This is a genomic window from Bradyrhizobium sp. USDA 223, assembly GCF_044909005.1.
Taxonomy (GTDB): Bacteria; Pseudomonadota; Alphaproteobacteria; order Rhizobiales; family Xanthobacteraceae; genus Bradyrhizobium; species Bradyrhizobium yuanmingense.
In genome coordinates this window covers 4,514,973-4,541,887 of sequence record NZ_JBIYDR010000001.1, presented here as the reverse complement: position 1 = coordinate 4,541,887, position 26,915 = coordinate 4,514,973, and the positions used below count along the sequence as shown (strand labels likewise).

At 65.8% G+C, this 26,915-nt stretch carries 26 protein-coding genes and 1 pseudogene; 15 read left to right on the top strand and 12 right to left on the bottom strand.

Annotation, left to right across the window (positions count from 1 at the left end; genetic code table 11):
- Window positions 1-181: 181 nt before the first annotated feature.
- Window positions 182-820 (bottom strand): glutaminyl-peptide cyclotransferase, encoded by a 639-nt coding sequence (locus ABIA40_RS21115; protein ID WP_404543120.1) that lies wholly within the window; start codon window positions 818-820, stop codon window positions 182-184.
- A gap of 29 nt (window positions 821-849) precedes the next feature.
- On the bottom strand, window positions 850-2,070 hold the full coding sequence (locus tag ABIA40_RS21110; protein ID WP_404543119.1) for a helix-turn-helix domain-containing protein: 1,221 nt from the start codon (window positions 2,068-2,070) through the stop codon (window positions 850-852).
- 90 nt (window positions 2,071-2,160) lie between these two features.
- Here ABIA40_RS21110 and ABIA40_RS21105 point away from each other — a divergent pair, with 90 nt between their 5' ends.
- Window positions 2,161-2,955, top strand: a complete 795-nt coding sequence (locus tag ABIA40_RS21105; protein WP_157281604.1) for a thioredoxin family protein — start codon at window positions 2,161-2,163, stop codon at window positions 2,953-2,955.
- Entirely contained in the window at window positions 2,952-3,218 is a 267-nt protein-coding gene (locus tag ABIA40_RS21100; protein WP_404543117.1) for a hypothetical protein, read from the top strand. The genes ABIA40_RS21105 and ABIA40_RS21100 overlap by 4 nt, the downstream gene beginning before the upstream one ends.
- A 130-nt stretch (window positions 3,219-3,348) precedes the next feature.
- Here the strand turns inward: ABIA40_RS21100 and ABIA40_RS21095 are convergent, their stop codons facing one another.
- The 3 genes from ABIA40_RS21095 to ABIA40_RS21085 form a co-directional block, all read right to left on the bottom strand.
- Entirely contained in the window at window positions 3,349-3,687 is a 339-nt protein-coding gene (locus ABIA40_RS21095; RefSeq protein WP_404543116.1) for a GIY-YIG nuclease family protein, read from the bottom strand.
- Between the two features lie 187 nt (window positions 3,688-3,874).
- Window positions 3,875-4,291 carry a c-type cytochrome gene (locus tag ABIA40_RS21090; protein WP_404543115.1) on the bottom strand — a complete coding sequence of 139 codons (417 nt, stop codon included), beginning with the start codon at window positions 4,289-4,291 and terminating at the stop codon, window positions 3,875-3,877.
- Between the two features lie 111 nt (window positions 4,292-4,402).
- Window positions 4,403-5,125 carry a L,D-transpeptidase gene (locus tag ABIA40_RS21085; protein ID WP_157281595.1) on the bottom strand — a complete coding sequence of 241 codons (723 nt, stop codon included), beginning with the start codon at window positions 5,123-5,125 and terminating at the stop codon, window positions 4,403-4,405.
- A 273-nt stretch (window positions 5,126-5,398) separates the two neighbouring features.
- On the opposite strand from ABIA40_RS21085, the gene ABIA40_RS21080 reads away from it, so the two are divergent.
- From ABIA40_RS21080 to ABIA40_RS21070, 3 genes are all read left to right on the top strand, one after another.
- Window positions 5,399-6,451, top strand: coding sequence for a glycosyltransferase family 1 protein (locus ABIA40_RS21080; protein WP_271542728.1), 1,053 nt, complete (start codon window positions 5,399-5,401; stop codon window positions 6,449-6,451).
- Between the two features lie 33 nt (window positions 6,452-6,484).
- Complete coding sequence (locus tag ABIA40_RS21075) at window positions 6,485-7,174, top strand: methyltransferase domain-containing protein (protein ID WP_271542726.1); 690 nt, start codon at window positions 6,485-6,487, stop codon at window positions 7,172-7,174.
- Between the two features lie 125 nt (window positions 7,175-7,299).
- The gene (locus ABIA40_RS21070; protein ID WP_404543113.1) at window positions 7,300-7,959 is read left to right on the top strand and encodes a hypothetical protein; all 660 of its coding nucleotides are present in this window, start codon (window positions 7,300-7,302) and stop codon (window positions 7,957-7,959) included.
- Between the two features lie 306 nt (window positions 7,960-8,265).
- Here ABIA40_RS21070 and ABIA40_RS21065 read toward each other — a convergent pair.
- A pseudogene (locus tag ABIA40_RS21065) lies at window positions 8,266-9,931 on the bottom strand (aminotransferase class III-fold pyridoxal phosphate-dependent enzyme).
- A 35-nt stretch (window positions 9,932-9,966) separates the two neighbouring features.
- Between ABIA40_RS21065 and asd the strand changes: the two are divergent.
- Both asd and ABIA40_RS21055 read left to right on the top strand, forming a co-directional pair.
- Window positions 9,967-10,830, top strand: coding sequence for an archaetidylserine decarboxylase (asd, locus tag ABIA40_RS21060; RefSeq protein ID WP_128263736.1), 864 nt, complete (start codon window positions 9,967-9,969; stop codon window positions 10,828-10,830).
- A 68-nt stretch (window positions 10,831-10,898) separates the two neighbouring features.
- Window positions 10,899-11,480 (top strand): NUDIX hydrolase, encoded by a 582-nt coding sequence (locus ABIA40_RS21055; RefSeq protein ID WP_271542719.1) that lies wholly within the window; start codon window positions 10,899-10,901, stop codon window positions 11,478-11,480.
- Window positions 11,481-11,687: 207 nt separating this feature from the next.
- On the opposite strand, the gene ABIA40_RS21050 is transcribed toward ABIA40_RS21055, so the two are convergent.
- Complete coding sequence (locus ABIA40_RS21050; RefSeq protein ID WP_275508675.1) at window positions 11,688-12,464, bottom strand: DUF2147 domain-containing protein; 777 nt, start codon at window positions 12,462-12,464, stop codon at window positions 11,688-11,690.
- Window positions 12,465-12,658: 194 nt separating this feature from the next.
- Between ABIA40_RS21050 and ABIA40_RS21045 the strand changes: the two genes are divergently transcribed.
- Complete coding sequence (locus ABIA40_RS21045; RefSeq protein WP_404543112.1) at window positions 12,659-13,558, top strand: DUF2147 domain-containing protein; 900 nt, start codon at window positions 12,659-12,661, stop codon at window positions 13,556-13,558.
- 196 nt (window positions 13,559-13,754) lie between these two features.
- Here ABIA40_RS21045 and ABIA40_RS21040 read toward each other — a convergent pair whose 3' ends face one another.
- Window positions 13,755-13,934 carry a hypothetical protein gene (locus tag ABIA40_RS21040; RefSeq protein ID WP_271542713.1) on the bottom strand — a complete coding sequence of 60 codons (180 nt, stop codon included), beginning with the start codon at window positions 13,932-13,934 and terminating at the stop codon, window positions 13,755-13,757.
- A gap of 95 nt (window positions 13,935-14,029) precedes the next feature.
- Between ABIA40_RS21040 and ABIA40_RS21035 the strand changes: the two genes are divergently transcribed.
- Both ABIA40_RS21035 and ABIA40_RS21030 read left to right on the top strand, forming a co-directional pair.
- Entirely contained in the window at window positions 14,030-15,232 is a 1,203-nt protein-coding gene (locus ABIA40_RS21035) for an extensin family protein (protein ID WP_404543111.1), read from the top strand.
- A gap of 132 nt (window positions 15,233-15,364) precedes the next feature.
- Window positions 15,365-15,952, top strand: coding sequence for a histidine phosphatase family protein (locus tag ABIA40_RS21030; protein ID WP_404543109.1), 588 nt, complete (start codon window positions 15,365-15,367; stop codon window positions 15,950-15,952).
- A gap of 18 nt (window positions 15,953-15,970) precedes the next feature.
- Here ABIA40_RS21030 and ABIA40_RS21025 read toward each other — a convergent pair whose 3' ends face one another.
- Window positions 15,971-16,312 (bottom strand): DUF6665 family protein, encoded by a 342-nt coding sequence (locus ABIA40_RS21025; RefSeq protein WP_404543107.1) that lies wholly within the window; start codon window positions 16,310-16,312, stop codon window positions 15,971-15,973.
- A gap of 41 nt (window positions 16,313-16,353) precedes the next feature.
- Complete coding sequence (locus tag ABIA40_RS21020) at window positions 16,354-16,989, bottom strand: TetR/AcrR family transcriptional regulator (protein WP_225128345.1); 636 nt, start codon at window positions 16,987-16,989, stop codon at window positions 16,354-16,356.
- 191 nt (window positions 16,990-17,180) lie between these two features.
- Here ABIA40_RS21020 and ABIA40_RS21015 point away from each other — a divergent pair, with 191 nt between their 5' ends.
- The 4 genes from ABIA40_RS21015 (at window position 17,181) to ABIA40_RS21000 (ending at window position 23,885) form a co-directional block, all read left to right on the top strand.
- On the top strand, window positions 17,181-18,494 hold the full coding sequence (locus ABIA40_RS21015; protein ID WP_404543106.1) for an efflux RND transporter periplasmic adaptor subunit: 1,314 nt from the start codon (window positions 17,181-17,183) through the stop codon (window positions 18,492-18,494).
- A 202-nt stretch (window positions 18,495-18,696) separates the two neighbouring features.
- Window positions 18,697-20,283 (top strand): DHA2 family efflux MFS transporter permease subunit, encoded by a 1,587-nt coding sequence (locus tag ABIA40_RS21010; protein ID WP_157287782.1) that lies wholly within the window; start codon window positions 18,697-18,699, stop codon window positions 20,281-20,283.
- Window positions 20,284-20,633: 350 nt separating this feature from the next.
- Window positions 20,634-22,433: an ABC transporter ATP-binding protein gene (locus ABIA40_RS21005; protein ID WP_404543105.1), complete on the top strand. Its 1,800-nt coding sequence runs from the start codon at window positions 20,634-20,636 to the stop codon at window positions 22,431-22,433.
- Between the two features lie 51 nt (window positions 22,434-22,484).
- Window positions 22,485-23,885 (top strand): MATE family efflux transporter, encoded by a 1,401-nt coding sequence (locus tag ABIA40_RS21000; protein WP_404543104.1) that lies wholly within the window; start codon window positions 22,485-22,487, stop codon window positions 23,883-23,885.
- 31 nt (window positions 23,886-23,916) lie between these two features.
- On the opposite strand, the gene ABIA40_RS20995 is transcribed toward ABIA40_RS21000, so the two are convergent.
- Window positions 23,917-24,660, bottom strand: coding sequence for a sulfite exporter TauE/SafE family protein (locus tag ABIA40_RS20995; protein WP_404543102.1), 744 nt, complete (start codon window positions 24,658-24,660; stop codon window positions 23,917-23,919).
- 312 nt (window positions 24,661-24,972) lie between these two features.
- A complete protein-coding gene (locus tag ABIA40_RS20990) occupies window positions 24,973-26,343 on the bottom strand; it encodes a PLP-dependent aminotransferase family protein (protein ID WP_404543101.1) in 1,371 nt (456 codons plus the stop codon).
- 79 nt (window positions 26,344-26,422) lie between these two features.
- Here ABIA40_RS20990 and ABIA40_RS20985 point away from each other — a divergent pair, with 79 nt between their 5' ends.
- Entirely contained in the window at window positions 26,423-26,863 is a 441-nt protein-coding gene (locus tag ABIA40_RS20985; protein WP_404543100.1) for a DUF983 domain-containing protein, read from the top strand.
- The last annotated feature ends 52 nt before the right edge of the window (window positions 26,864-26,915 follow it).

Genomic DNA, 26,915 nt, shown 5'->3' with positions numbered 1-26,915 from the left:
GCTGCCGATATGATTCCAGTCAGCCCGCCGTTGAGACGAGGCCCTCAGCGAAGCCAGAGAAATGTTCGCGTGTGTGTGCGGCGCTGGCTTCAGCGAGCGCCGATGTTGCTTAGCCTCATCCTGAGGAGACCGCGAAGCGGTCGTCTCGAAGGACGAGGCTAAGCGCTCAGCTCACCGTGAACTAGCTTTGCCGCGGGCGCCGGACCGCTCTCACCTTGCCGCGATTGCCGCCGCCGCAGAAGAAACGGTCACCGCCGTCCGATTCCAGGCCTGACACGATCGTGCCGGCGGGCATGTCGATCTGCTCGATCACTTGTCCCGTTTCCGAGTCGATCCGGCGCAAATCGCTCTGTTCGTTCTCCCAGGTGCCGTGCCAGAGCTCGCCGTCCACCCAGGTCACCCCGGTCACGAAGCGCTTGCTCTCGATGGTGCGGAGGATCTTCCCCGTTTCGGGGTCAATTTGATGGATCTTGCGCTCGCGATATTGCCCGACCCAGAGCGAGCCCTCGGCCCAGGCGAGGCCGGAATCGCCGCCGCCGCCGGGCGCCGGAATGGTGCCGAGCACCTTGCCCGAGGCCGCATCGATCTTCTGGATGCGGTCCTCGGCGATCTGGAATAGGTGCCGTCCGTCGAACGCCGTTCCCGCATGCGCGGCGACGTCGATGGAGCGCGCGATCCTGCCGTCGGCCGGATCGAGCGCGTTCAGCTTGTCGCCGGAGGCGAACCAGACTCGCGTGCCGTCATAGGTGACGCCATGCACGGCTTCGACGCCTGGAAAGGGGCCATATTCCGTGACGATCTCGGCGGCTGAACGTTTCATGTGCTTGCTCCCTGTGCTTAACGCGCATCCTACGTCTTCAGGAGCGGCGTGGGGAGTAACAAGCCTGTCGGGAAACCCGGAACGGGCGGCGTCATCCAGCGGCGCGCCCGTCCGTGTCCGTACGACTGCACCTTGCCCGACCGCGCCAGGTCCTCGAGCGCGCGCTGCACGGTGCGCGGACTGATGCGAAGCGCAAGCGCGAGCGCCGAGCTCGACCATGGCTCGCCGTCGGTAAGAAAGGCGAGGACGGCGGCGTGCCTCTCCTCAACGGGCCGCGCCAGCACGAGGACGTCGCGCGTCTTCCGCGGCGCCAGCACGAAGCCTTGCTTCGTCGCGCTGATATCGGCCAGCGGCGCGAGCTTGGTGCGGAGCCGTCCGATCTCGACGCGCAGGCGCGCGCGGTGCGATTCGTCGGCGTGCCCGGCTCGAAAGGCGCCGGATATCAGCGTCTCGCGCGAGACATCCGCAGGCCATGCCTGGGCCAGGAGACGCGCGAGCGCGAACAGCACGGGGCGCGTTCCGAGCGACACCGCGACGCCTTGCCTGCGCACGACGTGATGAAAGGTATCCACGACCAGCGCCGTCGAGGTCGCCAGACGTTCGACCTCTCCCAGCAACAGCGGATGTTCGCTGCCGCGGGCGATCAGGCGTGCTGCCGGCGTGTCGAGGATCAGGCTCGCGCTGTCGACCTCGGCCACGAGCGCCGGAATGGCTGCAAGGCGCGCTGCGTGAGCCGCGCGGCCGAGCGCCGTGCGCGCGTCGTTCGTTCTGAGCCGCCTGATGGCGATGCCGGCGAGCACGAGCTCGCGGACGACCTGCGACGCGGGCGGGAGCATGGCGGGACGGACTTCGGCGAGCGTGCGCTCGGCCTCGTCGAGGCGCCCGACCAGAAGCAGGCGGCGGGCCTCGACATGGCCTGCATGGGCGGCATTGACGAGATCGCCGTGCTGTTCGAGCGTCGCGCGTGCCGCCGCGAGCGTCTTCACCGGCCAGTTCAGATCGCGTGAGACCAGCGCGATCTCGGCTTCGGCCACCAGGCATCTTGCGCGTGCCACCGCCTCGCGCGGACCGAAGGCGCGCGCGGCGGTGCGCAGCAGCAACTTGGCCTTGGCGAGATCGCCGAGCTGCGCCATCGCGATGCCGCGCAGCGCCAGCGACGGCGCATCGTTGCGCAGCGCGACGCGGTTCAGGGCCCCGAGCGGATCGCCGGCCTCTAACGCGCGCGCAGCGGCAGTGATCAGCGATTCCATGTCAATCCCGCCACACTTGTTACTCCCGCACCGTGGCCGCTTGGTGCCAGAAATCGTTGGCAGGACGTCGAGCAAAAGCTTTGGAGAGTCATGATGACATCAGCAGAAAAAGCAGGAACCAACGGAAAGACCGCCATGCAGACACCGCCGGTGGTGTCTCCGCAGGACTGGGAGGCGGCCCGTCTGCAGCTGCTCGTGAAGGAGAAGGCGCATACCCGTGCCCGCGACGCCCTGGCCGCCGAGCGGCGCCGCATGCCATGGATGGCGGTCGACAAAACCTATGCGTTCGAGGGCCCCGGCGGCAAGCTCAGTCTGCACGAGCTGTTCCAGGGCCGGCGGCAACTGATCGTTTATCGCGCCTTCTTCGAGCCCGGTGTGTTCGGCTGGCCCGATCACGCCTGCCGCGGCTGCTCCATGGTGGCCGACCAGGTCGCCCATGTCTCGCACTTGAATGCCCGCGACACCACGCTGGTGTTCGCGTCGCGCGCGCCGTACGCCGACATCGTCAGGCTGAAGCAGCGGATGGGCTGGACCATGCCCTGGGTCACCATCACCGACAGCTTCGATGCCGATTTCGGCGTCGACGAATGGCACGGCACCAACGTGTTCTACCGCGACGGAACGCGAATCTTCCGCACCTATTTGGTCAAGAGCCGCGGCGACGAGCAGATGGGCGGGACCTGGAACTATCTCGACATCACCCCGCTCGGCCGCCAGGAGGTGTGGGAGGACTCGCCTCCGGGCTATCCACAGACGCCGACCTACAAATGGTGGAACTGGCACGACAGCTACGAGGAGGGCGCCGCGCCCGACAAGCGATGGGTGGAGATCTCGGACGCCGGCGAGAAAGCCTTCCGCGAGGAGGCCGCGGGAGAACGGAAATGACCGGCCCGGTCAGCGCGGTCCCCGGCGCCAGCCCCGACGCTGTGGCGGCCGCGCGCCACCTCGCCAAATGGCTGGCGCTGGCGGCCACGCCGACTTTCGCGATCATGGCCGTGATGACGGCCATGATCGGGGGTGGGCCGGCGGACATGCTGTGCGGCGCCGGGCAAGGCTCCCTGCTCGGCGGGATGGTGCCGATGTATCTCTTGATGAGCGCGTTTCATGCCGCGGCGTGGCTGAGGCTGATGGCGGAGCGGCGGCGGTAGCGGCCGGTGAAGCGATCCGCCGGTGCGAACGCCTCGTCCTTCGAGACGCGCGCAAGGGCGCGCTCCTCAGGATGAGGCTATCTGGCATTTGGCGAGTGGCGCAAGTACTGGATGACTGCGAGCCACACACTCAGTCCTCATCCTGAGGGCCCGCCGTAGACGGGCGTCTCGAAGGATGATGTGATCCTCGCTTTGCCAGCTCATGCAGCTCGGCGAAGTCGCCGCGCATGAACGCCTCCCTCTTCGCGCGGCTCCATTTCTTGAGCTTGCGCTCGCATTCGATCGCGTCGGTGATGTGGTCGAACCATTGGGAGAAGATCAGCGTGACGGGGCGACGAGACATCGTGTAGCCCTCGAACGTGCCGGCGTTGTGTTGAGCGACCCTAATCTCGAGCTCGGTGCGCGTCGTGCCGATGTAGTAGCTGCCGTCCGCGCATTGGAGAATGTAGAGCCACGCGCCGTCGGTCATCGTGAACGCCTCGTCCTTCGAGACGCGCGCAACGGCGCGCTCCTCAGGATGAGGCTATCTGGCAGTCCTGCCTTGGATTGATCATGACCGGGAAACGTCTCGGCAGCCAATCGAAGCAGCAGACTCAGTCCTCATCCTGAGGGCCCGCCGCAGGCGGGCGTCTCGAAGGATGCGCCGCAATCACCGGTCACTGCGACATTGCCTTCAGATGCGTTACCACTTTCGCCGCCTCCTCCGCCGAGATACCGCCATAGGGCTGCATCTTGTGGCCGGACACGACTTCGTCCGGCTTGACCATGAAGCGGGTGAGCTTGTCCTGGTCCCAGGCGAAGCCGGCTTCTTTCATGGACGAGGAGTAATTGTAGTCCGGCAGCGAGCCGGCCTTGCGTCCGACGATCTTGTTGAGATTGGGACCGAGGCGATTGTCGCCTTCCTTCATGGAATGGCAGGTGCGGCAGGAATTGTTGAAAGCCTGCTTGCCGGCGTCGTCATTCGCGGGTTGCTGCGCGCGCGAGGCGTGCGCGGACACGAGCAGCGTCAGTGCTCCGGCGCAGGCGAGGGCGTGCAGCCATGGGCTTGGCGAGGGTTGCCTTCGTGGTCGCATTTGCGCCTCCATCGGGGATTGCGCCGCAACAGGCGCAACGGGGATGTCGAGGGCAAACGAAAACGGCCCCGGTGGGTTCCGGGGCCGTTCGCGTTACGTTGTCCTGTCGCTTCAGCGGCTCGCGGCGCCGAGGTCTGCGCGGCGCTCGGTCATCGGCAGCACGATCACCTTGGTGCCGACGTTGACGCGGGAATAGAGGTCGGTGACGTCCTCGTTGGTCATGCGGATGCAGCCGGAGGACACGCGCTTGCCGATGGTTTCAGGGGCGTTGGTGCCGTGGATGCGGTAGATGGTGCCGCCGAGATACATGGCGCGCGCGCCGAGCGGATTGCCGGGGCCGCCGGCCATGTGGCGCGGCAGATAGGGCTGGCGGGCGATCATCTCCGGCGGCGGCGTCCAGGCCGGCCACTCGGCCTTGCGGCTCACTGACTGGATTCCGGACCAGGTGAAGCCGTCGCGGCCGACGCCGATGCCGTAGCGCAGTGCCTGGCCATTGCCGAGCACGTAATAGAGATAGGTATTGGGCGTATCGATGATGATTGTGCCCGGCGCTTCGCGCGTCGCGTAGGAGACGGTCTGGCGGCGGAAGCGGGCCGGCAGCTCGACCGCGTCCTGATCCTCAGGCTCGGTCTGGTAGGTCGGCGCCTGATAGGGCTGATACGGCTGATAGGGCTGCAGCGGCTGCGGCGCGGTCATCGGCGGCAGCGGCTGGAAGAACGGGAAGATCTGCACCGGCGCGGCCTTGGCTGCACCAGCGAACGCGATTGCGGAAACCGCGACGGCACTGAGTGCAACGGCGCGCGAAAACGTCTTGAACGTGTCCAGATTGAACATGTGATCGCCCCTGTTTGCTCGGTGTTTTGCTCACCGCGGCACCGTTGCGGTGCTCCGTTGCCTAAAGTCCTAACGGCAAAACGTTTCGGGACATTTGCGCGGAAAACCGAAAACGGTTTCACGGCGGCAAGAATTGTTTCATGACAGTTTCGTGGCTCCGCCGGCTCGTTAACGAACAAAACAGCACGCCGACACTTCTGTGACGTCACACGCCTGAAATAACCTTCGTTGATGGTCGATGCCTGAGAATCATCAAACTCTCGGGATCTTCCCATGCGGGTATTAATCGCGACGGACGCCTGGCATCCGCAGGTCAACGGTGTGGTCCGCACCCTGACCTCCCTAGCGAATGCGGCCAAGGCCCTCGACGTCGAGATCGACTTCCTCACCCCCGACGGCTTTCCGTCCTGGCCGCTGCCGACCTATCCGGGCCTGCGCTTCGCGCTGCCTTCGGCGAAGGAGATCGCGCGGCGGATCGAGAAGGCCGCGCCAGAGGCGCTGCATATCGCGACCGAGGGCCCGATCGGCTGGGCGGCGCGCGCTTATTGTCGCCGCAACCGGCTCGCCTTCACCACCTCCTACACGACCCGCTTTCCGGAATACGTCTCGGTGCGGACCGGCATCCCGGCGGGCGTCGGCTACGCGGTGCTGCGCCACTTCCACGATGCCGCTGCCATGACCATGGTGGCGACGCCCTCGCTGCGGCAGGAGCTGTCCGAGCGCGGCTTCAAGCGGCTCGGCTTCTGGACGCGCGGTGTCGACACCGGGCTGTTTCATCCCGACGCTCCGGCACAGCTCGACCTGCCGCGCCCGATCTTCATGACAATGGGGCGCGTGGCGGTGGAGAAGAATCTCGAAGCGTTCCTGTCGCTCGACCTGCCCGGCACCAAGGTCGTCGTCGGCGACGGCCCGCAGAAGGCGGCGCTGGAGAAGAAATATCCGGACGCAGTCTTCCTCGGCGAGAAGAAGGGGGCGGATCTCACGGCCCATCTCGCCGCGGCCGACGTATTCGTGTTTCCGAGCCTGACCGACACCTTTGGCGTGGTGCAGCTCGAGGCGCTCGCCTGCGGCACGCCGGTTGCGGCGTTTCCGGTGACGGGACCGAAAGACGTCATTGCCGATCACCCGATCGGCGCGATCGACCACGATCTGGGCTCCGCCTGCCTGCGCGCGCTCACGATGTCGCGCGAGACCTGCCGCAATTTCGCGCTGGAGCGCTCCTGGGAGAACAGCGCGCGCCAGTTCGTCGGCAACCTCACCTCACTGCAGCCCAGCCGCGTCCTGCGCGCCTCGCCTCGCATGGCGCGGCGGCCGGTGCGCGGCTGACCGTCTATTCGAACCACAGCGAGAACCTCATCGATGGCTAAGATCATGAACTTTGACGGCACCCAGCAGCTCGACCTCACGCGCGGCACGGTCGAGCAGGCCTATGACCGCTGGGCACCGGTCTACGATCTCGTGTTCGGCGGCGTGTTCGCCAAGGGCCGGCAGGCGGCGATCGCGGCCACCAACAAGATCGGCGGCCGCGTGCTCGAGGTCGGCGTCGGCACCGGCATCTCGCTGCCGCTCTACGCGCCGAACCTGCGCATCTTCGGCACCGACATTTCGGAAGCGATGCTGGACAAGGCGCGCCGCCGCGTGACGGAGCAGAAGCTGAAGAACGTCGAGGGCCTCGCGGTGATGGACGCCGAGAAGCTCGAATTCCCCGATAATTCCTTCGACGTCGTGATGGCGCAATACGTCGTCACCGCCGTGCCGAACCCGGAGAAGGCGCTCGACGAATTCGCCCGCGTGCTGCGTCCGGGCGGCGAATTGATCATCCTCACCCGCGTCAGCGCCGACACCGGGATGCGCCGCTTCATCGAGCAGAAGCTGCAGCCGGTGGTGCGTCCGCTCGGCTTTCGCACCGCCGAATTCGCCTGGTCGCGCTATGCCAAATGGCTCGCCGGCGCGCACGGCATCGAGCTTGCCGAGCGCCGCTTGATTCCGCCGCTGGGACACTTCTCGCTGGTGCGCTTCCGCAAGGTCGACGTCGCCAAAGCGGCTTGATCTGAGGCTCACGCGTCGCGTGCGTCATCGCGCCGCTGCACATCGTCACATGACAAAATGATGATGTCACACGGCCTACATCGAATCCCTGTAATCCTGAACCCGAAAGCATTTTGGGGAAGAGCATGATCAAGAATTATCTCGAGCAGCTGCGGATCCAGCGCTGGGACGACCATCGCTACTATCACCACAGCCGCATCAATCAGAGCCTGCACTTCGTCAGCGCGCTGAGCTTCCTGTTCGCCTATGTCTGGCTGTTCATCGATCCCGTCGTCTCCGCGCTGGTCGGCTGGTTGGTGTCGATGACCTCGCGCCAGGCCGGCCACTTCTTCTTCGAGCCGCACACCTACGACCACATCAACCAGGCGACGCACGAGTACAAGGAAGAGATCAAGGTCGGCTACAATTTGCAGCGCAAAGTGGTGCTGATGGCGATCTGGGCGCTGTCGCCGCTGGTGCTGGTCGTCGATCCCACCCTGTTCGGCATCTTCACGCCCTGGCAGAGCGCGACCGACTTCATGCGGCAGGTGGCGAAGATCTGGCTCGTGGTCGGCGGCGGCGGCCTGTTGTTCCGCACCGTGCACCTGTTCTTCATCCGCGACGTCGAGACCGGCCTCGTCTGGATGACCAAGATCCTGACCGATCCCTTCCACGATCTGATGCTCTATCGCAAAGCCCCGCTCGCTTTGATGCGCGGCGAGCTGATGGATCCCGGCCTGCACCTCAATCCCGAGCACACGCTGGGCTTCATCGACGAGCCCGTGCTCGAAGAGCAGCACGCTTGAAGCGCGCGGCGCACGCGACAGGCTCCGATGTCTGATGGCTACGTCATGCCCGGGCTTGTCCCGGGCATCCACGTGTTCGGGGCTGCGAACGCGGTGCTTCCTTCACCTCTCCCCGCGTGCGGGGAGAGGTCGAATTTGCGCGGAGCGCAAATTCGGGTGAGGGGGGCTATCCGCGGGGACGCTGCCAGATGGTCGTGCGTCAATGCTCACCGCACGCGCGGAGAGCCCCCCTCACCCCGACCCTCTCCCCGCAAGCGGGGCGAGGGAGAAGGGCGAGCGGTGATCGGGGCTAAGTGTCAGAGAGCCTCAGCGCCCGAAGCGCTTGGCCAGCATCTCTTTCAGGATCTGGCGCTTGATCTGCTTGTTGGTGAGCACGCCATCGTGCCACCAGAAGCCGTCGGCCTTCATCTTCTGGGCCGGCGCGGACGAAGCGGTCGGCGACTTCGGTGAAGTCGGCGTCGGTGTAGTTGAGGCTGAAGATCAGCCGTCCCGTGCCGACCCAGCTCAACGCCAGGCCTTCGGCGCGCAGGTAATATTGCAGCATCCAATTGTAGCGGGACGGCGTGGTGTATTTCACCGTCCAGATCGAGGAGAAGTTGGCGAAGCGCACCGGCAGGTCGGCATCCTGCATCATCTGGTTGAGCTTCTTCACGCGCCCGTTCCAGGTCTCTTCCAGCCCGTCATAAACGGCGCGGAAGTTCGGGCTGGCGAGGCGGCTCAGGAACTCGTCCATCGCCGTCATGACGTAGGGATGCGAGTTGAAGGTGCCGCGGGCGAAGCAGATGTCGGCGGGACGGTCGTCGCGGAAGCGCCGCATCAATTCGCGCTTGCCGCAGACCACGCCGACCGGCAGGCCGCCGGCGAGGCTCTTGCCATAGGTCACCATGTCGGCCTTGACGCCGAAATATTCCTGGGCGCCGCCGGCGGCGAGGCGGAAGCCGACGAAGACCTCGTCGAAGATCAGGACAATACCGCGCTCGCTGCAAACCTCGCGCAGCTTCTTCAGCCATTCGGTGTAGGCCGCGCGATCGAAATTGCCGCCGCGGGAGGAATCGACCAGCGAGGAATCCCCGGGCGCGTTGGCGTTGGGATGCAGCCCCTGCAGCGGGTTGACCAGAACGCAGGCGATGTCCTTGCGCGTGCGCAGGACATGGAGCGTCTTCTCCGACATCTCGGCGAGGGTGTAGGTCTCGTGCGCAGGAATGGGATTGCCGACGCCCGGCTGCACGTCGCCCCACCAGCCGTGATAGGCGCCGGCGAAACGAACCAGGTGCGTGCGCTTGGTGTGGTAGCGCGCCAGCCGCACCGCCTGCATCACGGCTTCGGTGCCGGACATGTGGAACGAGACCTCGTCGAGGCCGGAGATTTGGCAGAGCCGCTGCACATTCTCGAGGATGACGGGATGGTAGGGGCCGAGCACGGGGCCGAGCGCATGCGCGCGCTTCTCGGCGCCCTCGATGCACTCCTTGTAGAAGTCGTTGCCGAAGATGTTGACGCCGTAGGAGCCCGTGAGGTCGTAGAAGCTGTTGCCGTCGACATCGGTGACGGTGACGCCGCTGGACGATTCCATGAAGGTCGAGGTCCCCAGATGCTCGCGGACGAGGCGCGAGAACTGGAACGGCACGCGATAGCTTTCGGTGAAGTTGAGATCGGAGATCTGCTCCGCCGCTTCCTTGGTCATCGCGCGGCCTTTGGGGTAGCGCTCGGCGTAGAGCCTGGCGAGACGGAAGAAGGCGTCCTTGCGTTGCGCTGCGATGTTCGCCGGCGCACCGTCGCAGGCGAAGTATTGATCGCCCTCGAACTCGTAGAACGGCAGCAGCCGCGCCACCCGGCGCGACATCTTGGAGTGCCCGGCGAGCGAGCGGTGCTTGGCGCGGGAGAGTTCGACCCGCGCCTTGATCTTCGGGAGGACGGCGGCAGCGGACGCTGCGGCGGCCACGGACATCGAGAGAATCGGGAGTGTCGTTTCCATGACAACAAGCGCTAAACCTGCGAGCTGACAGATTCATGACAGTCAAAGCCCTCATCGCCTCTTTCACTCAGCAGGAAGACCTCAACTTCCTGTTGACCAATCGCATCCCCCGCGCGGCCCTGACCCGCTTCATGGGCTGGTTCTCCAAGATCGAGAATCCCCTGGTGCGGGACTTCTCGATCGCGCTGTGGAAGCTGTTCTCCGACCTCGATCTGTCGGAGGCAAGCAAGACGCAGTTCAGGAGTCTGCACGACTGCTTCACCCGGGAGCTGAAGCCGGGCCTGCGGCCCTTCGATCCTGATCCTGCGGTGGTGGCGAGCCCCTCCGACGGCATCGTCGGCGCTCACGGGAAAATCGCGGACACCGAGCTGTTCCAGGTCAAGGGCGCGCCCTATTCGCTGCTCGATCTCGTCGGCGATTCCGCGCTGGTCGAGCAGCACCGCAACGGCTCCTTCGTCACGCTGCGGCTGACGTCGAGCATGTATCACCGCTTCCATGCGCCCTATGACGCGCACATCGAGCGGGTCACGCTGATCCATGGCGACGTCTGGAACGTCAACCCGATTGCGCTCAAGCGCGTCGAGCGTCTGTTCTGCAAGAACGAGCGCGCGGTGATCCGCACGCATTTGTCGACCGGCGAAGCCGTGACGCTGGTGCCGGTGGCGGCGATCCTGGTCGCGAGCATCCGCCTGCACTTCCTCGACATGGTGCTGAACGCGCAGACGCGCGGCCCGGTCAATTTTCCCTGCGACGTCAACGTGAGCAAAGGCGAGGAGCTCGGCTGGTTCGAGCACGGCTCGACCATCATCATCCTCGCGCCCGGCGATTTCTCCTTCTGCGACGGCATTGCCGAGGGCACGCGCATTCGCGCGGGGCAAGCGTTGCTCAGGAGAAAGTAGCCTTCAATCCGCCGCCCCCGCCGCCTATATCGTCGGGTGGGGACGATTCGATCGATACGGATGTGACGATGGCGCGGGCGCCGGTCATGGCGGCGGGTGGTATTGTGTTGCGGCGCGCGCCGGTGCCGCTGGTTGCAGTCGTGCGCCAGCGCAAGCGCAACGAATGGGTCCTGCCCAAGGGCAAGCTCGACGACGGCGAGACGCCGAGGGAAGCCGCGCACCGCGAGGTGCTGGAGGAGACCGGCCACGACGTCGCCGTGCACGAATTTCTGGGCACGCTGGTCTATCAGTCCGGCGGGCGCTCCAAGGTCGTGCATTACTGGCGGATGGAGGCCGACGGCGGGCCGGTCCGCAAGCTGATGAACGACATCAAGGCGGTCGACTGGTTGACGCTGGACGACGCGATCGCCCGTCTGTCGCGCGAATACGAACGCGTCTTCCTGACTCAGATCGGACCGATCGCGCTCGCGGCGGCAGGGCTGGCGCCTCTGTCCGTCCCGGAGCAGGTTTCCGAGCCGGTGTCGCCGTTGGCGAAGGACGACATCCATGCATCTTTGCAGACGCTGACACAAGCGGAAGCAGCTTCTGTCGATGAGTTGCGGCATGGCCTGTTGCAGAAGGTGAAGGCTTGGCTGCGCGGCGAGGCGTGAGTTCTCTCGACCTCGCCCCGCTTGCGGGGAAAGGTCGGATTGCATCGTAGGTGCAATCCGGGTGAGGGGGACTCTCCGCGAGTCTCACTGTCACTATTTCTGCCGAAGCAGCCCCTCACCCCAACCCTCTCCCCGTAAGAACGGGGCGAGGGAGCGCACCGAGCGCGCTCACGTGCGTCGAACGTGTTTGAGCCGACCCTCCGCGCGTCAGCTGACGCGCTTCCAGGTCTGACCGCCGCAGAACATGCCGCCGAAGGCGCAGCCCTGCACGCGCATCACGTTCGGACCTTTCATCGAGATCGTGGAGTCGTAATTGCGTCCGGAGTTGGGATCGCGAATGCGGCCGCTCCACTTCGATCCTTCGGGCTTCATGTTGATCAGGATGCGCTCATTGGTCTTCTCGGCATAGCCGCAGAGATTGGCGCCACACTGCTCGACGCGGACATTGCCCTTGTTCTCTTCGGTCGCCCAGATGCCGATCGGCGAGTTCGCTGCGGCCACGGGCGCGGCAGCCACCGGAGCCGGCGCGGGAGCCGCGGCGACGGGAGCGGTGGCAGCAACGGGCGCGGGCGCCGCAACCGGAGCAGGCTGCGAATTGTCGAAGCCAATAGAGGGAGCGGCGGCAGCGGTCGCGGCTGGGGCAGCGGGCGCGGCTGGCGCTGCCGGCGCAGTCGCTTGCGGCACCGGCTGCTGCTGCACGGGAGCCGGCGCGGGCTGCGCCGTCGTGGGCGCCGGAGCCGGCGTGGTGTCCTCGTCATCGTCCTTGGAGCCGCCAAGGCCCTTGAGGTTGATGTTGTTCAGCTTGATCGGCTTGTCCGACAGGCCCGGCGCGACGATGGTCACGCAGTTGAGCGAAGCGCAGTTGCGCGGCGTCTCGATGCGGATGTGCTGGCCCTCGATCTGGAACGAGATCGAATTGCCGGCATGCGCGGCGGCGGTCGAAGCCAGGAAGAGGGCGGTGGCGGCGATGGAGAGCTTGTTCATGACAACCTCCGAAAATAGCGCGGTCCCGATATGGACTGGTGTCGCTGGTGGATGAAGCGTGGTTCGACCCTACGCCGCGGCGGTCGGGCGTTCTGTGATGGGCGTCACAACGAGCGAACAACGCCTGGGTGATGCAGCGCACATTCAGCCTCGCCTGCGCTGCGTAACGTCGTCGCGACCTGAGGGAAACGCAGATGCAGCGGCTTGCAACCTGGCTTGCCACTTGTCTTGCCACATCGATCGCGCTGCTGGCGGTCGCGCCGACGGCGCAGGCCGGCTCCTACACGTTCTCGATCGGCGGCAGCCGGTTCCATGTCGAGGCGCCGCGCAATTGCCGAGCCGCGTCCTGTATTACGGTGGCTCCCAAGCGCAGCCTCAGGCCGACGGGGGATGTCGGCCCGGCACGAACTGTGCAGCCGGCGCCCGCGCCGATGGTCCAGGCGCCGCAGCCGGCTTGTCCGGCGGCAGCGGTCAAGCCGCCACAAGCGGCTGTGGTGGTGCCGCCACCGGCGCCTCCCGCCCTTGCCGCGGCGACATCGCAGCCCGTTGCACCGCCGCCGGCGCCAAGCTTGGAGATTGCAAGAATGGAGACGCTGAGCCCCGGTCCGCCGCGGGTTGACCTGGAGCGCACCGATCAGCCGAAGACCGCCGCGCTCGAACCGCCGCGCATCGAGCCGCCGGTCATCGTTCCGAGCACCGAGATCAATCAGACCGTAGCGGTGGCGCAGATCACCACTGACACGGGCCACGCGCTGCTCGGCGAATGGGAGAGCCTAGGTGCCAAGGGCACGGTCCGCATCGAGCGCTGTGGAGCTGCGTTGTGCGGTTACGCGCTCAGTGAAGCGTCGAGCCGCGGCGAGAGCGTGCTCGTCAACATGAAGCCGAGGAAGCGCGATGTCTGGGCCGGCAGCATCTACAGCCGCTCCAGCGGCAACACCTACTACGCGAGGATGACGCTGAAGGGCTCCGGCAAGCTGCACGTCGAAGCCTGCGCGCTCGGCCGCTTCTGGTGCTCCGGCAACGACTGGACGCGAGTCGATGCGCCACGGGAGGAGATCACCGCCTCGTCGCAATCCTCGCGCACGCGGTCGTAGTGTTTCTTACCCTCCCTTGGAGGGGGAGGGTCGATCGCGCGCAGCGCGAGCGGGGTGGGGTGATCTCTCCTCTCGGACACTGTGGATGGGGAGAGACTGTCACCCCACCCCGCTACGCATTCCGCTTCGCTACATGCGCAGCGACCCTCCCCCTCCAGGGGAGGGTAAGCAGCCGCGTTGTGTCGATCGATGCCGTCTAAATCATCCCGAGCACGATGGCGCCGACGAAGGCCATGGCGAGGTAGGCGGTGATAACGCTCAATCTGCCGGCGAACGTCATGAGGTCGCTCCCTCCGTGCGCGTTGCTTGGCGCGCAGCTCTTATGGTTAACAGAAAGTCTCTTTCTGAAAAAGTCAGGCTCGCTGTCGCTCGTCATCGGCAGCAACCGGCGCCGCCGCGCCCGGTATGGTTAAAGAACACTGAAATCAACACGTTGAAGAGTCTTTAAGTAAATTCACCGAACGTGCGTTCATGACGCGCGGAGTTCGTTTGTATCTCGTCGGCTCCATCGTCCTTGTTTCGCTAGCGGGTTGCGGTCGCGGCTTCTTCCAGGCCGAACGCGAACCGTGGCGGGCCGAGGCAGAAGCCGCATGCCTGAAATCGGGCGCAGTCAAGGAAAGTGCGGACATCGTCCGCATCGACCCGATCTCCGGCCCTGGCAGCTGCGGCGCCGAGTTTCCGCTCAAGGTCGCCGCCATCGGCGAAGCCTCCGGCACCTATGGCTTTGCCGACGAGGCGCTGCGCCCCCCCGGCAGCATCGGCAACCAGCCGCGTTGGCCGGTGCAGCCGCAGTCGAATTATCCGCAGAGCCGGGGATATCCCGCATCGTCCTATCCGCAGCCCTCGAACTATCCCGAGAGCGCGGTGCGCCAGCCCGCCGGCTACGGCACCTCATCCGGGCCGATGTCGCTCAACGCTCCCGGCGTGGCTGCGCAGGAGGACGAGATCGACCTGCCGCCGGAGGGCACCGATGCCGCGGGGGCGGCACGTTACATGAACACACCGAGCTATCCGGCTCGTCCGGCGCCTTACTCGCAGGCGCCGGCACAGCAGCCGCTGCCGCGTCTTGGTCCTGCGCAGGGTAATCCCGTCACGAGCGTCGGTCCCGTCGCGATCAAGCCGACCGCGACGCTCGCCTGTCCGATCGTGTCCGAGCTCGACCGCTGGCTCGCCGACACGGTGCAGCCGTCGGCGATGCGCTGGTTCGGCGTACGCGTCGCCGAGATCAAGCAGATCTCCGCCTATTCCTGCCGCGGCATGAACGGCAATTCGCGGGCCCATATTTCGGAGCACGCCTTCGGCAACGCCCTTGACATTTCCGCCTTCGTGCTCGCCGACGGCCGCCGCATCACCATCAAGGACGGCTGGCGCGGCATGCCGGAAGAGCAGGGCTTCCTGCGCGACGTGCAGGCTGGGGCCTGCGCGCACTTCACGACCGTGCTGGCGCCGGGCTCCAACGTCTTTCACTACGATCACATCCATGTCGATCTGATGCGCCGCGCCAGCCGCCGCCTGATCTGCCAGCCCGCCGCAGTGTCGGGCGAAGAGGTCGCCTCCCGCGCGCAATCGCGCAAGCCCTATGCGAGCGCGCGTGAGCCGGCGGTGACCGGTTCGCTCGGTGCGCGCAAGAGCACGATGCACAAGCGGGAAGACGACGAGTACATCGACGAATAGGCATGACCTTGCGGAAGTCATCTCCCGCCGTCATTGCGAGCGGAGCGAAGCAATCCAGACTATCACCGCAGCGGCAGTCTGGATTGCTCTCGCAAGGGCTCCTCGCAATGACGAGGAGAGACCGGATTCACTATGACCGCTGGCATCGTCCGCTATCTCACCCACCCGCAGGTGCAAATCGATCCCGATGTGCCGGTGCCGCAATGGGGCCTGAGCCCGGTGGGTCGCGCGCGCACCGAAGCTTTGGCGAATGCAGGCTGGCTCGCAAGCACGACGCAGATCGTCTCCAGCGGCGAGCGGAAGGCGATCGAGACCGCCGAGATCATTGCCGCTCGGCTCGGACTCATGATCGAGATCCGCGAGGCCATGCACGAGAACGATCGTTCGGCGACCGGCTTCCTGAAGCCGGCCGAGTTCGAGCAAGTCGCCGACCAGTTCTTCGCCGCGCCTCATCTCAGCGTGCGCGGCTGGGAGCGCGCTGCGGATGCACAGGCGCGGATCGTGCGCGAGGCCGAGGCGGTGCTGGCGCGACATCGTCCCGGCGACGTCCTGTTCGTCGGCCACGGCGCAGTCGGCACGCTGCTGTTCTGCCACATTGCGGGCCACCCCATCGCCCGCATCCACGATCAGCCCGCCGGCGGCGGCAACTGCTTTGCGTTCGCGCGGGAGGGGCGGCGCGTCCTGCACGGGTGGCGCGCAATGGAAGACATCGGAATTTGATCCCAGCGGAGCCGGGGTTCATCCGGCGGCCGGCTTCCGCGGCGCGGGTGCCAATCCCATGCAGCGCTGCACCTCACCCGGGACGTTGTAGGTGCGCATGATGTGGCGGCTGTCGCGCAAGCCGGACGCCTCGCGTTGCACCACGAACATCCAAAGCGCCTCGCCAGCTTCCAGCACCAGCTTGCGCCTGGCCGGTTGCATCGCTTCCGGCACATCGGTCGCTGCGTGGGCGGCGTCGAACTCGCGCAAGCGCGACAGGCTCTGTTCGAGGGCACGGCCCATCCGTCCAAGCGCGGAAGCCTGTTCCTGGACGATCTCGTAGTGGAGGATGTCGACCGGCGGGCGAAGATCGCGAGACATGGCCGCAATATAGCCGCCCGGCCCACAGGCGCAACGCGCGGCTACTTCGCCTTATACGCCGCCAGGAACATCCGCGTTGCGCTCTCGACCACCGCACTCATGCGCTGTTCCGACGGCGCGGGCGCCGCCTGGAACACGAAGGGCAGGAACAGCGAGGCCTTGCTGAGCTCCATGAACTGCGAGGCGGCGAGATCGCAATCGTCGATCGCGAGATCGCCCGAGGCGACACGGGCCTTGAGATAGTCGGAGAGGCGGTTGATGCTCTTGTCCAGCACGCGCGCATAGTAACGGCGGCCGACATCCGGCATGCGCTCGGCGATCGCCATCACGGTGCGGATCGCCGATCCGCCACCGGGGCGGCAGACCAGGTGAAGATAGGCGAGGCCGAACTCCTTCAGCGTCGTCTCGGCCTCGCGCTCGGGATCGAAACTGAACACGACCTGGCCATGCTGGAGCGCCTCCTGTTCGACGATGGCTTCGAACAGCGCGAATTTGTCGGCGAAATAGACGTAGAGCGTGCCCTTGGAGACCTGCGCGGCGCGGGCGATCTCGCCCATGCTGGCGCCGTCGAAGCCAAGATCCATGAACACCTTGCGGGCACCGTCCAGAATCTGGCGGCGCTTGGAATTGTCCTCGTCCGGGACGACGTGCAATTGTTCGCCGGCAGCTACAACCATTGGTTTAGGGTCTCGGAAGCTTTTTGGTTCGGATCAGGGCCATGAAACGCCAACGAAGGCTTCGCGGCAGTAAGGTCTGCAGGACACGATCTCTATATTGACCGAACCGTTCGGTCAATGGTATTTGAGATCCAGCGAGGAGACCGCCCGCAGCAGCGGGCGCCCTCGGTTGCGTTTTTGGGGAGGCCTGGATGGCCGCATCGAGAGACCAGACGGCTCGCGTCCTTCGCCAGGAAGCGGTGGAGGGCCAGGCGGGTGGTGATGCTGTCTCCGAGGCATCCGCACTCCCTGCCGAGCAGCTGCGCCCTCATGTCGCCGAGGAAGCGAAGCGTCCGACCCGCGAGGCGCCGGAGGGCCCGGTGACCGACAAGCCGCCGGCACCCGCGACGGAGGTGCCTGCCGCCGCTGCGCCCAAATCCGGCAAGCGCAAATTCGTCCTGACCGGCGTCGGCCTCGCGCTCGCGCTCGCCGTTGCGGGCTATGCCGGCTATTACACGCTGGTCGGCCGCTTCTACATCTCGACCGACGATGCCTATGTCCGCGCCAACAACACCATGCTCGGCGCGCGCGTTGCCGGCCATATCTCCGCGATCCTCGCCGGCGACAACACGGCCGTCCAGGCCGGCGACATCATCTTCCGCATCGACGACGGCGATTACCGAATTGCGGTCGAAGCCGCCGCGACCAAGATCGCGACCCAGCAGGCCACCATCGATCGCATCGGCCGCCAGGTCGCCGCGCTCGACAGCCAGGTCGCCCAGGCCAAGGCGCAGCTCGTCTCCGCGGAAGCGGGCCTCAAGCGCGCCGACCTCGATTACGAGCGCCAGCAGGCGCTGAGCAGCAAGGGCTTTGCCTCGCGCGCCACCTTCGAAAGCTCGGAGGCCGGACGCGACCAGGGCGCCGCCGCGGTCAAGGCCGCACGCGCCGCCTATGAGGTTGCCGTCAGCAATGTCGACGTCGCCAAGGCGCAGCAAGCCGAAGCGCAAGCGCAGCTCGCCGAGCTCAAGACCACGCTCGCCAAGGCCGAGCGCGACCTCAGCTTCACCGCGGTGCGTGCGCCGGTCAACGGCACGTTCTCGAACCGCCTGGTCAACACCGGCGACTTCGTCGCGGTCGGCCAGCGCCTCGGCAACATCGTGCCGCTGGATGAGGTCTATATCGACGCGAATTTCAAGGAGACGCAGCTCAAGCGCATCCGTCCCGGCCAGCCGGTGACGATCAAGGTCGATGCCTATGGCATGCGCAAGTTCTCCGGCGTGGTCGACAGCATCGCGGCGGGCGCGGGCTCGGTGTTCACGCTGCTGCCGCCCGACAACGCCACCGGCAATTTCACCAAAATCGTGCAGCGCGTGCCGGTTCGCATCCGCGTGCCCAAATCAGTGGCGAAGCAGAACCTGCTCCGCGCCGGCATGTCGGTCTACGCCACCGTCGACACCAACAAGGGCGCCGCCGACGCCGACACCGAGGTCGACCTCGACCATCCCACCGCGGTCCATCCGCAGTAGGGACGATGACATGAGCCGCGCCGCTGCCCCGAATGCAGGTGCGCTCCCTCTCCCGCTTGCGGGAGAGGGCTGGGGAGAGGGTGTCTCCTCCAGGGAGACTCCCCAAGAGGAGAAAGCCCTCACCCGCCGCGCTCTTCGAGCGCGTCGACCTCTCCCGCAAGCGGGAGAGGTAAGAGCCCGCCGCTCCAGTCCGAACTGACACATGGCCACCGCCACCACCGCTTCACCTGCCATGATGGCGGATCCCGCTTCGGAGCGCATTGCGCCGAAGCGGCTGTTCGCGTTCATCATCATGGTGTTCGGGATGTTCATGTCGATCCTGGACATCCAGATCGTCTCGGCCTCCTTGAGCGAAATCCAGGCCGGGCTGTCGGCGAGCTCGAGCGAGGTGTCCTGGGTTCAGACCGCCTATCTCATCGCCGAGGTGATCGCGATCCCGCTGTCGGGCTTCCTGTCGCGCGCCTTCGGCACGCGGCTGCTGTTCGCGATCTCGGCGGCGGGCTTCACCGCCGCAAGCCTGCTTTGCGGCTTCGCCACGACGATCGAGGAGATGATCCTCTGGCGTGCGCTGCAGGGCTTTCTCGGCGCCGGCATGATCCCGACCGTGTTCGCTTCGGCCTACACCGTCTTTCCGCGCACGAAATTCCACATCGTCGGACCCATCATCGGCCTCGTCGCGACGCTGGCCCCGACCATCGGGCCGACGGTCGGCGGCTACATCACCGACCTGATGTCGTGGAACTGGCTGTTCTTCATCAACGTCGTGCCCGGCATCGGCATCACGTTGGGCGTGCTGGCGCTGGTCGATTTCGACGAGCCGCATTTCGAGCTGCTCGAGCGCTTCGACTGGTGGGGCCTATTGTTCATGGCCAGCTTCCTCGGCACGCTGGAATACGTGCTGGAGGAAGGATCGCAACATCAATGGATGCAGGACACGTCGGTCGCGATCTGCGCCTGGATCAGCGGTCTCTCGGCCATCGCCTTCTTCTGGCGCGTGTTCACGGCGGCCGAGCCGATCGTCAATCTGCGCACCTTTTCTGACCGCAATTTCGCCGTCGGATGTACGCTGCAATTCTGCATCGGCATCGGCCTCTACGGCCTGACATACATCTACCCGCGCTATCTCGCCGAAGTGCGCGGCTACAGCGCGCTGATGATCGGCGAGACCATGTTCGTCTCCGGCATCACCATGTTCCTGGTCGCGCCGCTGGTCGGCCGGCTCATGGCGAAGGTCGACATGCGCTACATGATCGCATTCGGCCTCATCGTGTTCGCGATCGGCTCCTACCAGATGACCTTTATCACGCGCGAATACGATTTCTACGAGCTGCTGGTGCCGCAGATCCTGCGCGGCATCGGCATGATGTTCGCGATGGTGCCGACCAACAACATCGCGCTCGGCACGCTCGCGCCCGAGAAGGTGAAGAACGCGAGCGGCCTGTTCAACCTGATGCGCAATCTCGGCGGTGCGGTCGGCCTCGCCGTCATCAACACCGTGCTCAACGAACGCACCGACCTGCACATCGTCCGCCTGCAGGAGCGGGTGACCTGGGGCAACGCGACTGCGACCGAAACCCTGACCATGTTGATGCAGAAGTTCCAGGGGCTCGGCGATTCCGCGCTGATGGCGATGAAGCAGCTCAGCCAGATCGTGCATCGCCAGGCCGTGGTGATGAGTTTCGGCGACGTCTTCCTCATGCTGGCGCTGTTCTATCTCGGTCTCAGCCTGCTGGTCGCGCTGCTGAACAAGCCGGCTTCGCCGTTCGGCGCCGGCGGCGACGCGCACTAATTTGCAACACTCGTGCGTGATCTCGCGCGAGGCCCGTTGCAATCGGCTGGCGACACATCTATAAAGCGCACCTCATTCATTCGAACCGGGGAGAGATTTGCATGATTTCGTCGCAATCGCAGATCGTACGCCCGCGCTCGATGATGACCTCGATCACGTTCTGGCTCGGTATGTACGCGGCCTGTTAGAGGCCTCTTCCGCCAGCTTCGATTGGGCCAAGGTTTTGGCCAAGCGTCCCGATCGCTTCGTTTCCCAAGTCAAAATCAGTCTTACGTGACGCCGTCTCGGCCCTCGCGGCCGGCCTGCGTCCACCGATGGAGCCGGCCCGCGCGAAGCGGCCGGATGATGCCATGACCGCTCTGTCCAAGAAGCCTGCGGCGATTCGCGTCGTGCTTCCCTTCGTGTTCAAGCATTGGCTGAAGCAGCCGGGGCGCGGCCTCGTCGTGGCCGGCGGCCTGCTCGGCGCAACCGCCGCCGATTTGTTCATGCCGGTCTTCTCCGGCCACCTGATCGACGCGCTGACCCGAGGTCCGTCCGACCCCGATGCCCGGCACGCGGCGCTGGTCGCGTTCGGCGCCATCGTGGCGCTGGGTGCGGCCTCGATGGTACTGCGGCTCGCGGGATTGCAGGCGATCGTGCCGTTCACGCTGCAGATCATGTCCGAGGTCGCGCAGGAGGCGTTCACGCGCGTGCAGCGTCTCTCGACCGACTGGCACGCGAACTCCTTCGCCGGCTCCACGGTCCGCAAGATCACTCGCGGCATGTGGGCGCTCGACCTGCTCAACGACACGCTGCTGCTCGCGCTGCTGCCCTCGTTCGTCGTTCTGATCGGCTCGATGATTCTGCTCGGCCTGCACTGGACCTCGCTCGGCGCGGTGATCGCGCTCGGCGCGCTGGCCTATGTCACGATGACGGTGCTGTTCTCGACCCGCTACATCGCGCCGGCCGCGCGCGTCTCCAATGCCTGGGACACCAAGGTCGGCGGCACGCTGGCGGATGCGCTGACCTGCAATGCCGTGGTGAAATCCTTCGGTGCGGAGCTGCGCGAGGATGCGCGGCTCGCGCGCGTCATCAACCGCTGGCGCGTGCGGGTGCGGCGGACCTGGTTTCGCTACAACTACACCGCCATGGCGCAGCTGACGCTGCTGCTGGCCTTGCGCGCCTCGGTGATCGGCGGCTCCGTGTGGCTGTGGGTCTCCGGCTACGCCTCGCCTGGCGATGTCACTTACGTGCTGACGAGCTACTACGTGATCCACGCCTATTTGCGCGACGTCGGCATGCACATCAACAACCTCCAGCGCTCGGTCAACGACATGGAGGAGCTGGTGGCGATCCACGACGAGCCGATCGGCATCGCCGATGCGGCCGACGCGCAGCCGATCGCGATCGAGGGCGGCGAGATCGTGTTCGACGACGTCACGTTCCATTATGGCGGCCATCGCGCGCCGCTCTATGACGGGCTCTCGCTGACGATCCGCGCCGGCGAGCGGGTCGGCCTCGTCGGCCGCTCCGGCTCCGGCAAGACCACCTTCGTCAAGCTGGTGCAGCGGCTCTACGACGTCAGCGGAGGCCGGGTGCTGATCGACGGTCAGGACATCGCGCTGGCCACGCAGCAATCGCTGCGCAGCCAGATCGCGATCGTGCAGCAGGAGCCGATCCTGTTTCACCGCACGCTCGCCGAGAACATCGCCTATGGCCGGCCCGGCGCCAGCTTGGAAGCGATCGAGCAAGCGGCGCGGCTTGCCAATGCGCACGACTTCATCCTGCGCCTGCCGAAGGGCTACGGCACCCTGGTCGGCGAGCGCGGCGTGAAATTGTCGGGCGGCGAGCGGCAGCGCGTGGCGCTGGCGCGCGCCTTCCTGGCGGATGCGCCGGTGCTGATTCTGGACGAGGCGACCTCGAGCCTGGATTCGGAATCCGAGGCGCTGATCCAGGAGGCGATGGAGCGGTTGATGCAGGGCCGCACCTCGATCGTGATCGCGCACCGGCTGTCGACGGTGAAGAGCCTCGATCGCATCCTGGTGTTCGATCGCGGCGAGATCGTCGAGCAGGGCACGCACGCGGTGCTCGCGCGCAAGCCGGACGGCATCTATCGCAGCCTGTTCGAGCGCCAGGTGGTGGAGCTCGGACAGATCGCAGCAGCGGAATGACGCGCGTGGCCGGCGGACGAATGCCGGCGCGCCGCGTGAGGATCGAATGACATGAAAGACCTGACGCACGGCTCCATCGCAAGTCACATCCTGAGCATGGCGCCTCCGATCATGGCCGGCATGATCTCGATCATGATCTGCCAGCTGGTCGATCTGTATTTCGTGTCTAGCCTCGGCGATGCCGCGGTTGCCGGCGTCGCCGCGGCCGGCAATGCCGGCTTCCTCGTCAACGCCTTGATGCAGGTGCTCGGCGTCGGCACGGTGGCGCTGATCGCGCATGCGGTGGGACGCAAGGACCGGCGGGACGCCAACCTGATCTTCAACCAGTCGGTCGTGCTGTCGGTGCTGGCGGGCGTCTCGACCCTCGTGATCGGTGCGGCGCTGTCGCGTCCTTACATGCGTTCGATTGCCGCTGACCAGGCCACGATCGAGGCGGGGACCACTTATCTGTTGTGGTTCATGCCGGCGCTCGCGCTGGAATTTGTCATGCAAGTCATTGCCTCCGCCCTAAGCGGGACCGGTATCGTTCGCCCCGCTATGTTGGTGCGGATCCTTGCCGTCATCATCAACATTGCACTGGCGCCGGTACTGATCTCGGGCTGGGGCACCGGTTATCCGCTCGGTGTCGCCGGCGCCGGACTGGCGAGCACGATCGCGGTGGGCGCCGGCGTCCTGATGCTGCTGGCGTATTTTCGCAAGGTCGAGCGCTACGTTGCATTCAATCCGGTGCAGTGGCGTCCGCAGCCGCGCTACTTCAAGCGCATCCTCAATGTCGGTCTGCCGGCCGGCGGCGAGTTCGCAATGATGTTCATCTTCATGGCGGTAGTTTACTACGTGCTGCGCGACTTCGGCGCGGCGGCACAGGCCGGATTCGGTATCGGCCAGCGCGTGCTCGCCCTCATCCAGATGCCGGCGCTCGCGGTTGCACTGGCGGCCGGGCCGATCGCAGGCCAGAATTTCGGCGCTGGCGACGCCGCGCGGGTGCGAGAGACTTTCGTCAAATCGGCGCTGATCGCCACGGTCGTGGCGGTCGGCTTCATGATCCTCGCGCAGCTGAAGCCGGAGCTGCTGCTGGCCGGATTCTCCAACGACCGGGAGACGATGGAGGTCGCCTTCCTGTTCCTGCGGATCATCTCGCTCAACATGGTGGCGCAGGGCCTCATCTTCACCTGCTCCAGCATGTTCCAGGGCCTCGGCAACACCAAGCCTGTGCTGCTGAGCTCGCTGACGCGCGTGTTCACCTATTCGGTGCCGGTGCTCTGGCTGTCGACGCGACCCGGATTCCGCATCGAGCACGTCTGGTATCTTTCGATCGCGGCGACGACGCTGCAGGCCGGCTTGAGTCTGTGGCTGATGCGCCGCGAGTTCGGCAAGCGCTTCGCGCCGCGGGACCAGGCTGCGGAGACCGTGGAAGCCGAGGCGGTCGCGCCTCCCGCGCGTGCTCCCGCGTAGAGAAAATGACCGCCCGCCAGTTCGCGGCGCTTCAATGCCCGCCAAGGCTATTCCAGACGAGCGTCAGGCCGGACAGGAACAACAGGCCGAGCACGACATCGCCGAAATGCTTGTCGTTCAGCGCATGGTAGACGCGCGCGCCGGCCCAGGCGCCGACCAGCGTGCCCGGAAACGCGACGGCCGCGAGCCAGACCACCTTGAGGGCGACGAGACCTGATGCCGTTTGCAACACCAGCGCGGTGGCGAGCACTGTGAAGTTAAAGAGTTGGAAGATGCCGCGCCGCTCGTGCTTGTTCCAGCCGCGGATGTTGGCCCAAAGGATCGGCAGCGGGCCGGACAATCCGGCAAGTCCGCCCAGAATGCCGCCGGCAAAGCCGATCGCACTGTCTGCGACCCGGCCGCCGATTTTGATCGCGAGCGGTCTCTTGTTCAGATACAGCGCGCTCGAAAAGATCAGGATCAGCACGCCGACGCTCAGCCTGAACACCTCCGGGTCCGCGGAGGCGACCATCATGGTCCCGAGCGGCACGCCGATCAGTCCGCCGATCAGGAACGGCCAGACCAGCGAGAGATCGAAATTCTTCCACATCGAGGGCAGCGTCGAGGTCTGCGCGATGACCGAGCAGATCAGCACCAGGGGCACCGCGAGCGAGGGCGGCAGCACGTAGAGCCAGATGCCGAGCGCCATCAGCGCCGTGCCGAAACCGGCCAGTCCCGAGACGAAGCCGCCGGCGAGCGCGCCGAGCAGCAGCAGGACGTAGGTGAGCGTTTCCAACGGATTGTCCTTGTCGCAAGGGGCGACCCTGAACGGTTGATCGCGCGGCTCGCATAACATGCCTGCCGGCATCGAGGTCAATCCAACCGCATGCAAGCGTGGTCTGCGGCCGCTTCACCGTCGGTGATCTGAAGTGCGATGAATGTAGCCCGATTGCTACGAGGGAGGTGCGCTCCCTCGCCCGCTTGCGGGAGAGGGTTGGGGAGAGGGTGTCTCCACAACGGGACAATCCCCCAGAGGAGAAAGCCCTCACCCGCGCCTTCGGCGCGACCTCTCCCACAAGCGGGAGAGGTGAAGGAAGCCATTTCCGCACTAGACGATCTGCCTGGTGTCGGCAGGCTTCTGCAGCGCGCCGACCAGGATACGCAGCGCTTCCGTCAATTCCGATCTGTTCCGGGCCGCGCCGAGCGAGACGCGTGCCGCATGCGGCGGTGCCCCGTCGACGGTGAAGGCATCGCCGGCGACGACGGCAAGCCCGTTCCGCAGCAGATGTGCCGCGACGTCGGGGCGTCCTTCCGGCAGCCGCAACCAGAGATGATGCGCAGCGGGCCTGGCGAGGAACTGAAAGCCTTTCAGTGCGCGTTGCGCGAGCTGCTGGCGTCCGACCGCCTCGTTGCGGATGGCGCTGACGATGCGGTCGGCGATGCCGTTTTCGATCCAATGCGTTACCAGCGCGACCATCAGGGGCGCCGGCATCTGTACGGTCGCCTGCAGGGAGGTGCGCATGTCCCGCTGCGAGCCGCTGTCGGGCGTCACCAGATAGGCAACGCGCAGCGCCGGCGCGATGCATTTTGACAGCGTGGTTGCAAGATAAGTCCGCTCCGGAATGAGGTTCGCGACGGGCGAGGCCGAGCGGTCGAGCAGCCCGTAGGCATCGTCCTCGATCAGGATGGTGCCGGCATCGCGGATGATCTTCGCAATAGTGCCGCGCCGATCGGCGGAAAGCGTCGCCGTGGTCGGATTGTGCAGCGTCGGAATGAGATAGACGGCTTTCGGCGTATGCACGCGGCACGCCTTTGCCAGCGCGTCCGGCAGGATGCCGTCCTCATCCATGGGGACACCGACGAGCTTGACGCCGAGCAGTGCCGCGGCGGCCTTGATGCCGGGGAAGGTGAGGGCTTCGGTCAGCACGGTCTCGCCGGGCCGCGCAAGATGGCCGAGCAGGTTGAAGAGGATCGTCTGAGCGCCGGGAAAGATCACCAGCCTGTCGGCCTGCGCATGCGGAACGCGGGCGCGCATCCAGCGCGCCGCGACCTCGCGCTCATGTGCGCTGCCGCCGGGCGGCTGATAGTTGAGATACGCCGTCAGGCCCGATTGCGCGCGCAGGGCCTCCAATCCGGCAATGATGCGCTCGTCGAGCTGCGCCTCCAGCGGGTGCGGTGGCACGTTCATCGACAGGTCGATCGCGACCGGGTGCGGCAGGTCGACCGCGCGCCGCGCGCTGGTCTCCGACACGAACGAGCCCTGTCCGACCCTGGCTTCCATGATACCCCGGCGCCGCGCCTCGGTGTAGGCGCGCGTCACCGTGGTGAGGTCGATGCCGAGGGCCTTTGCCAGCGCGCGCTGCGTCGGCAACTGTTGACCGCGCACCAGCCTGCCGGCGGCAATGTCCGCCTCCATGGCCTCGACGATGCGCTGGTAGCGCGGGCCCGAAAGCTCCGAGATTGTAGGGATCCATTCCATGCAATTTAGGCCCATAACCTTTGAATGTATGGATACAAGATAGTATTGTATGGATCATCGAAAAGGAAGAGGTGTGGTCATGTCTGTCTCTCCGGCGACGGTCTCTCTGGCCAAGGCGATGTGGCGCGGTTTCAGCGGCAAATGCCCGAATTGCGGGGAAGGGCACATGTTCGGCCGCTTCCTGAAAGTGGCGGAGGCTTGCGACCATTGCGGCGAGGAGCTGATCCACCAGCGCGCCGACGACTTTCCCGCCTATCTCGTGATGGTGGTGGTCGGCCATCTCGTGGTCCCGGCGATCCTCGCGGTCGAGACCGCCTACGCCCCGCCGGAATGGCTGCAACTCGCGGTGTGGCTGCCGGTGACGCTGTTGGCCTCGCTCGCGCTGCTGCAACCGACCAAGGGCGCCATCGTCGGCCTGCAATGGCAGCTCGGCATGCATGGTTTCGAGGCGGGCAAGTTGCGGCGTAACGCCGGCGAGCTTGCGCCGGTGCTGGTGAAGGCAGACACGCGCGCCGCCTGAGGCGGCGTTTACATCGCGCGGCATGCCGCTACACTCCATCATATCAAGCAAG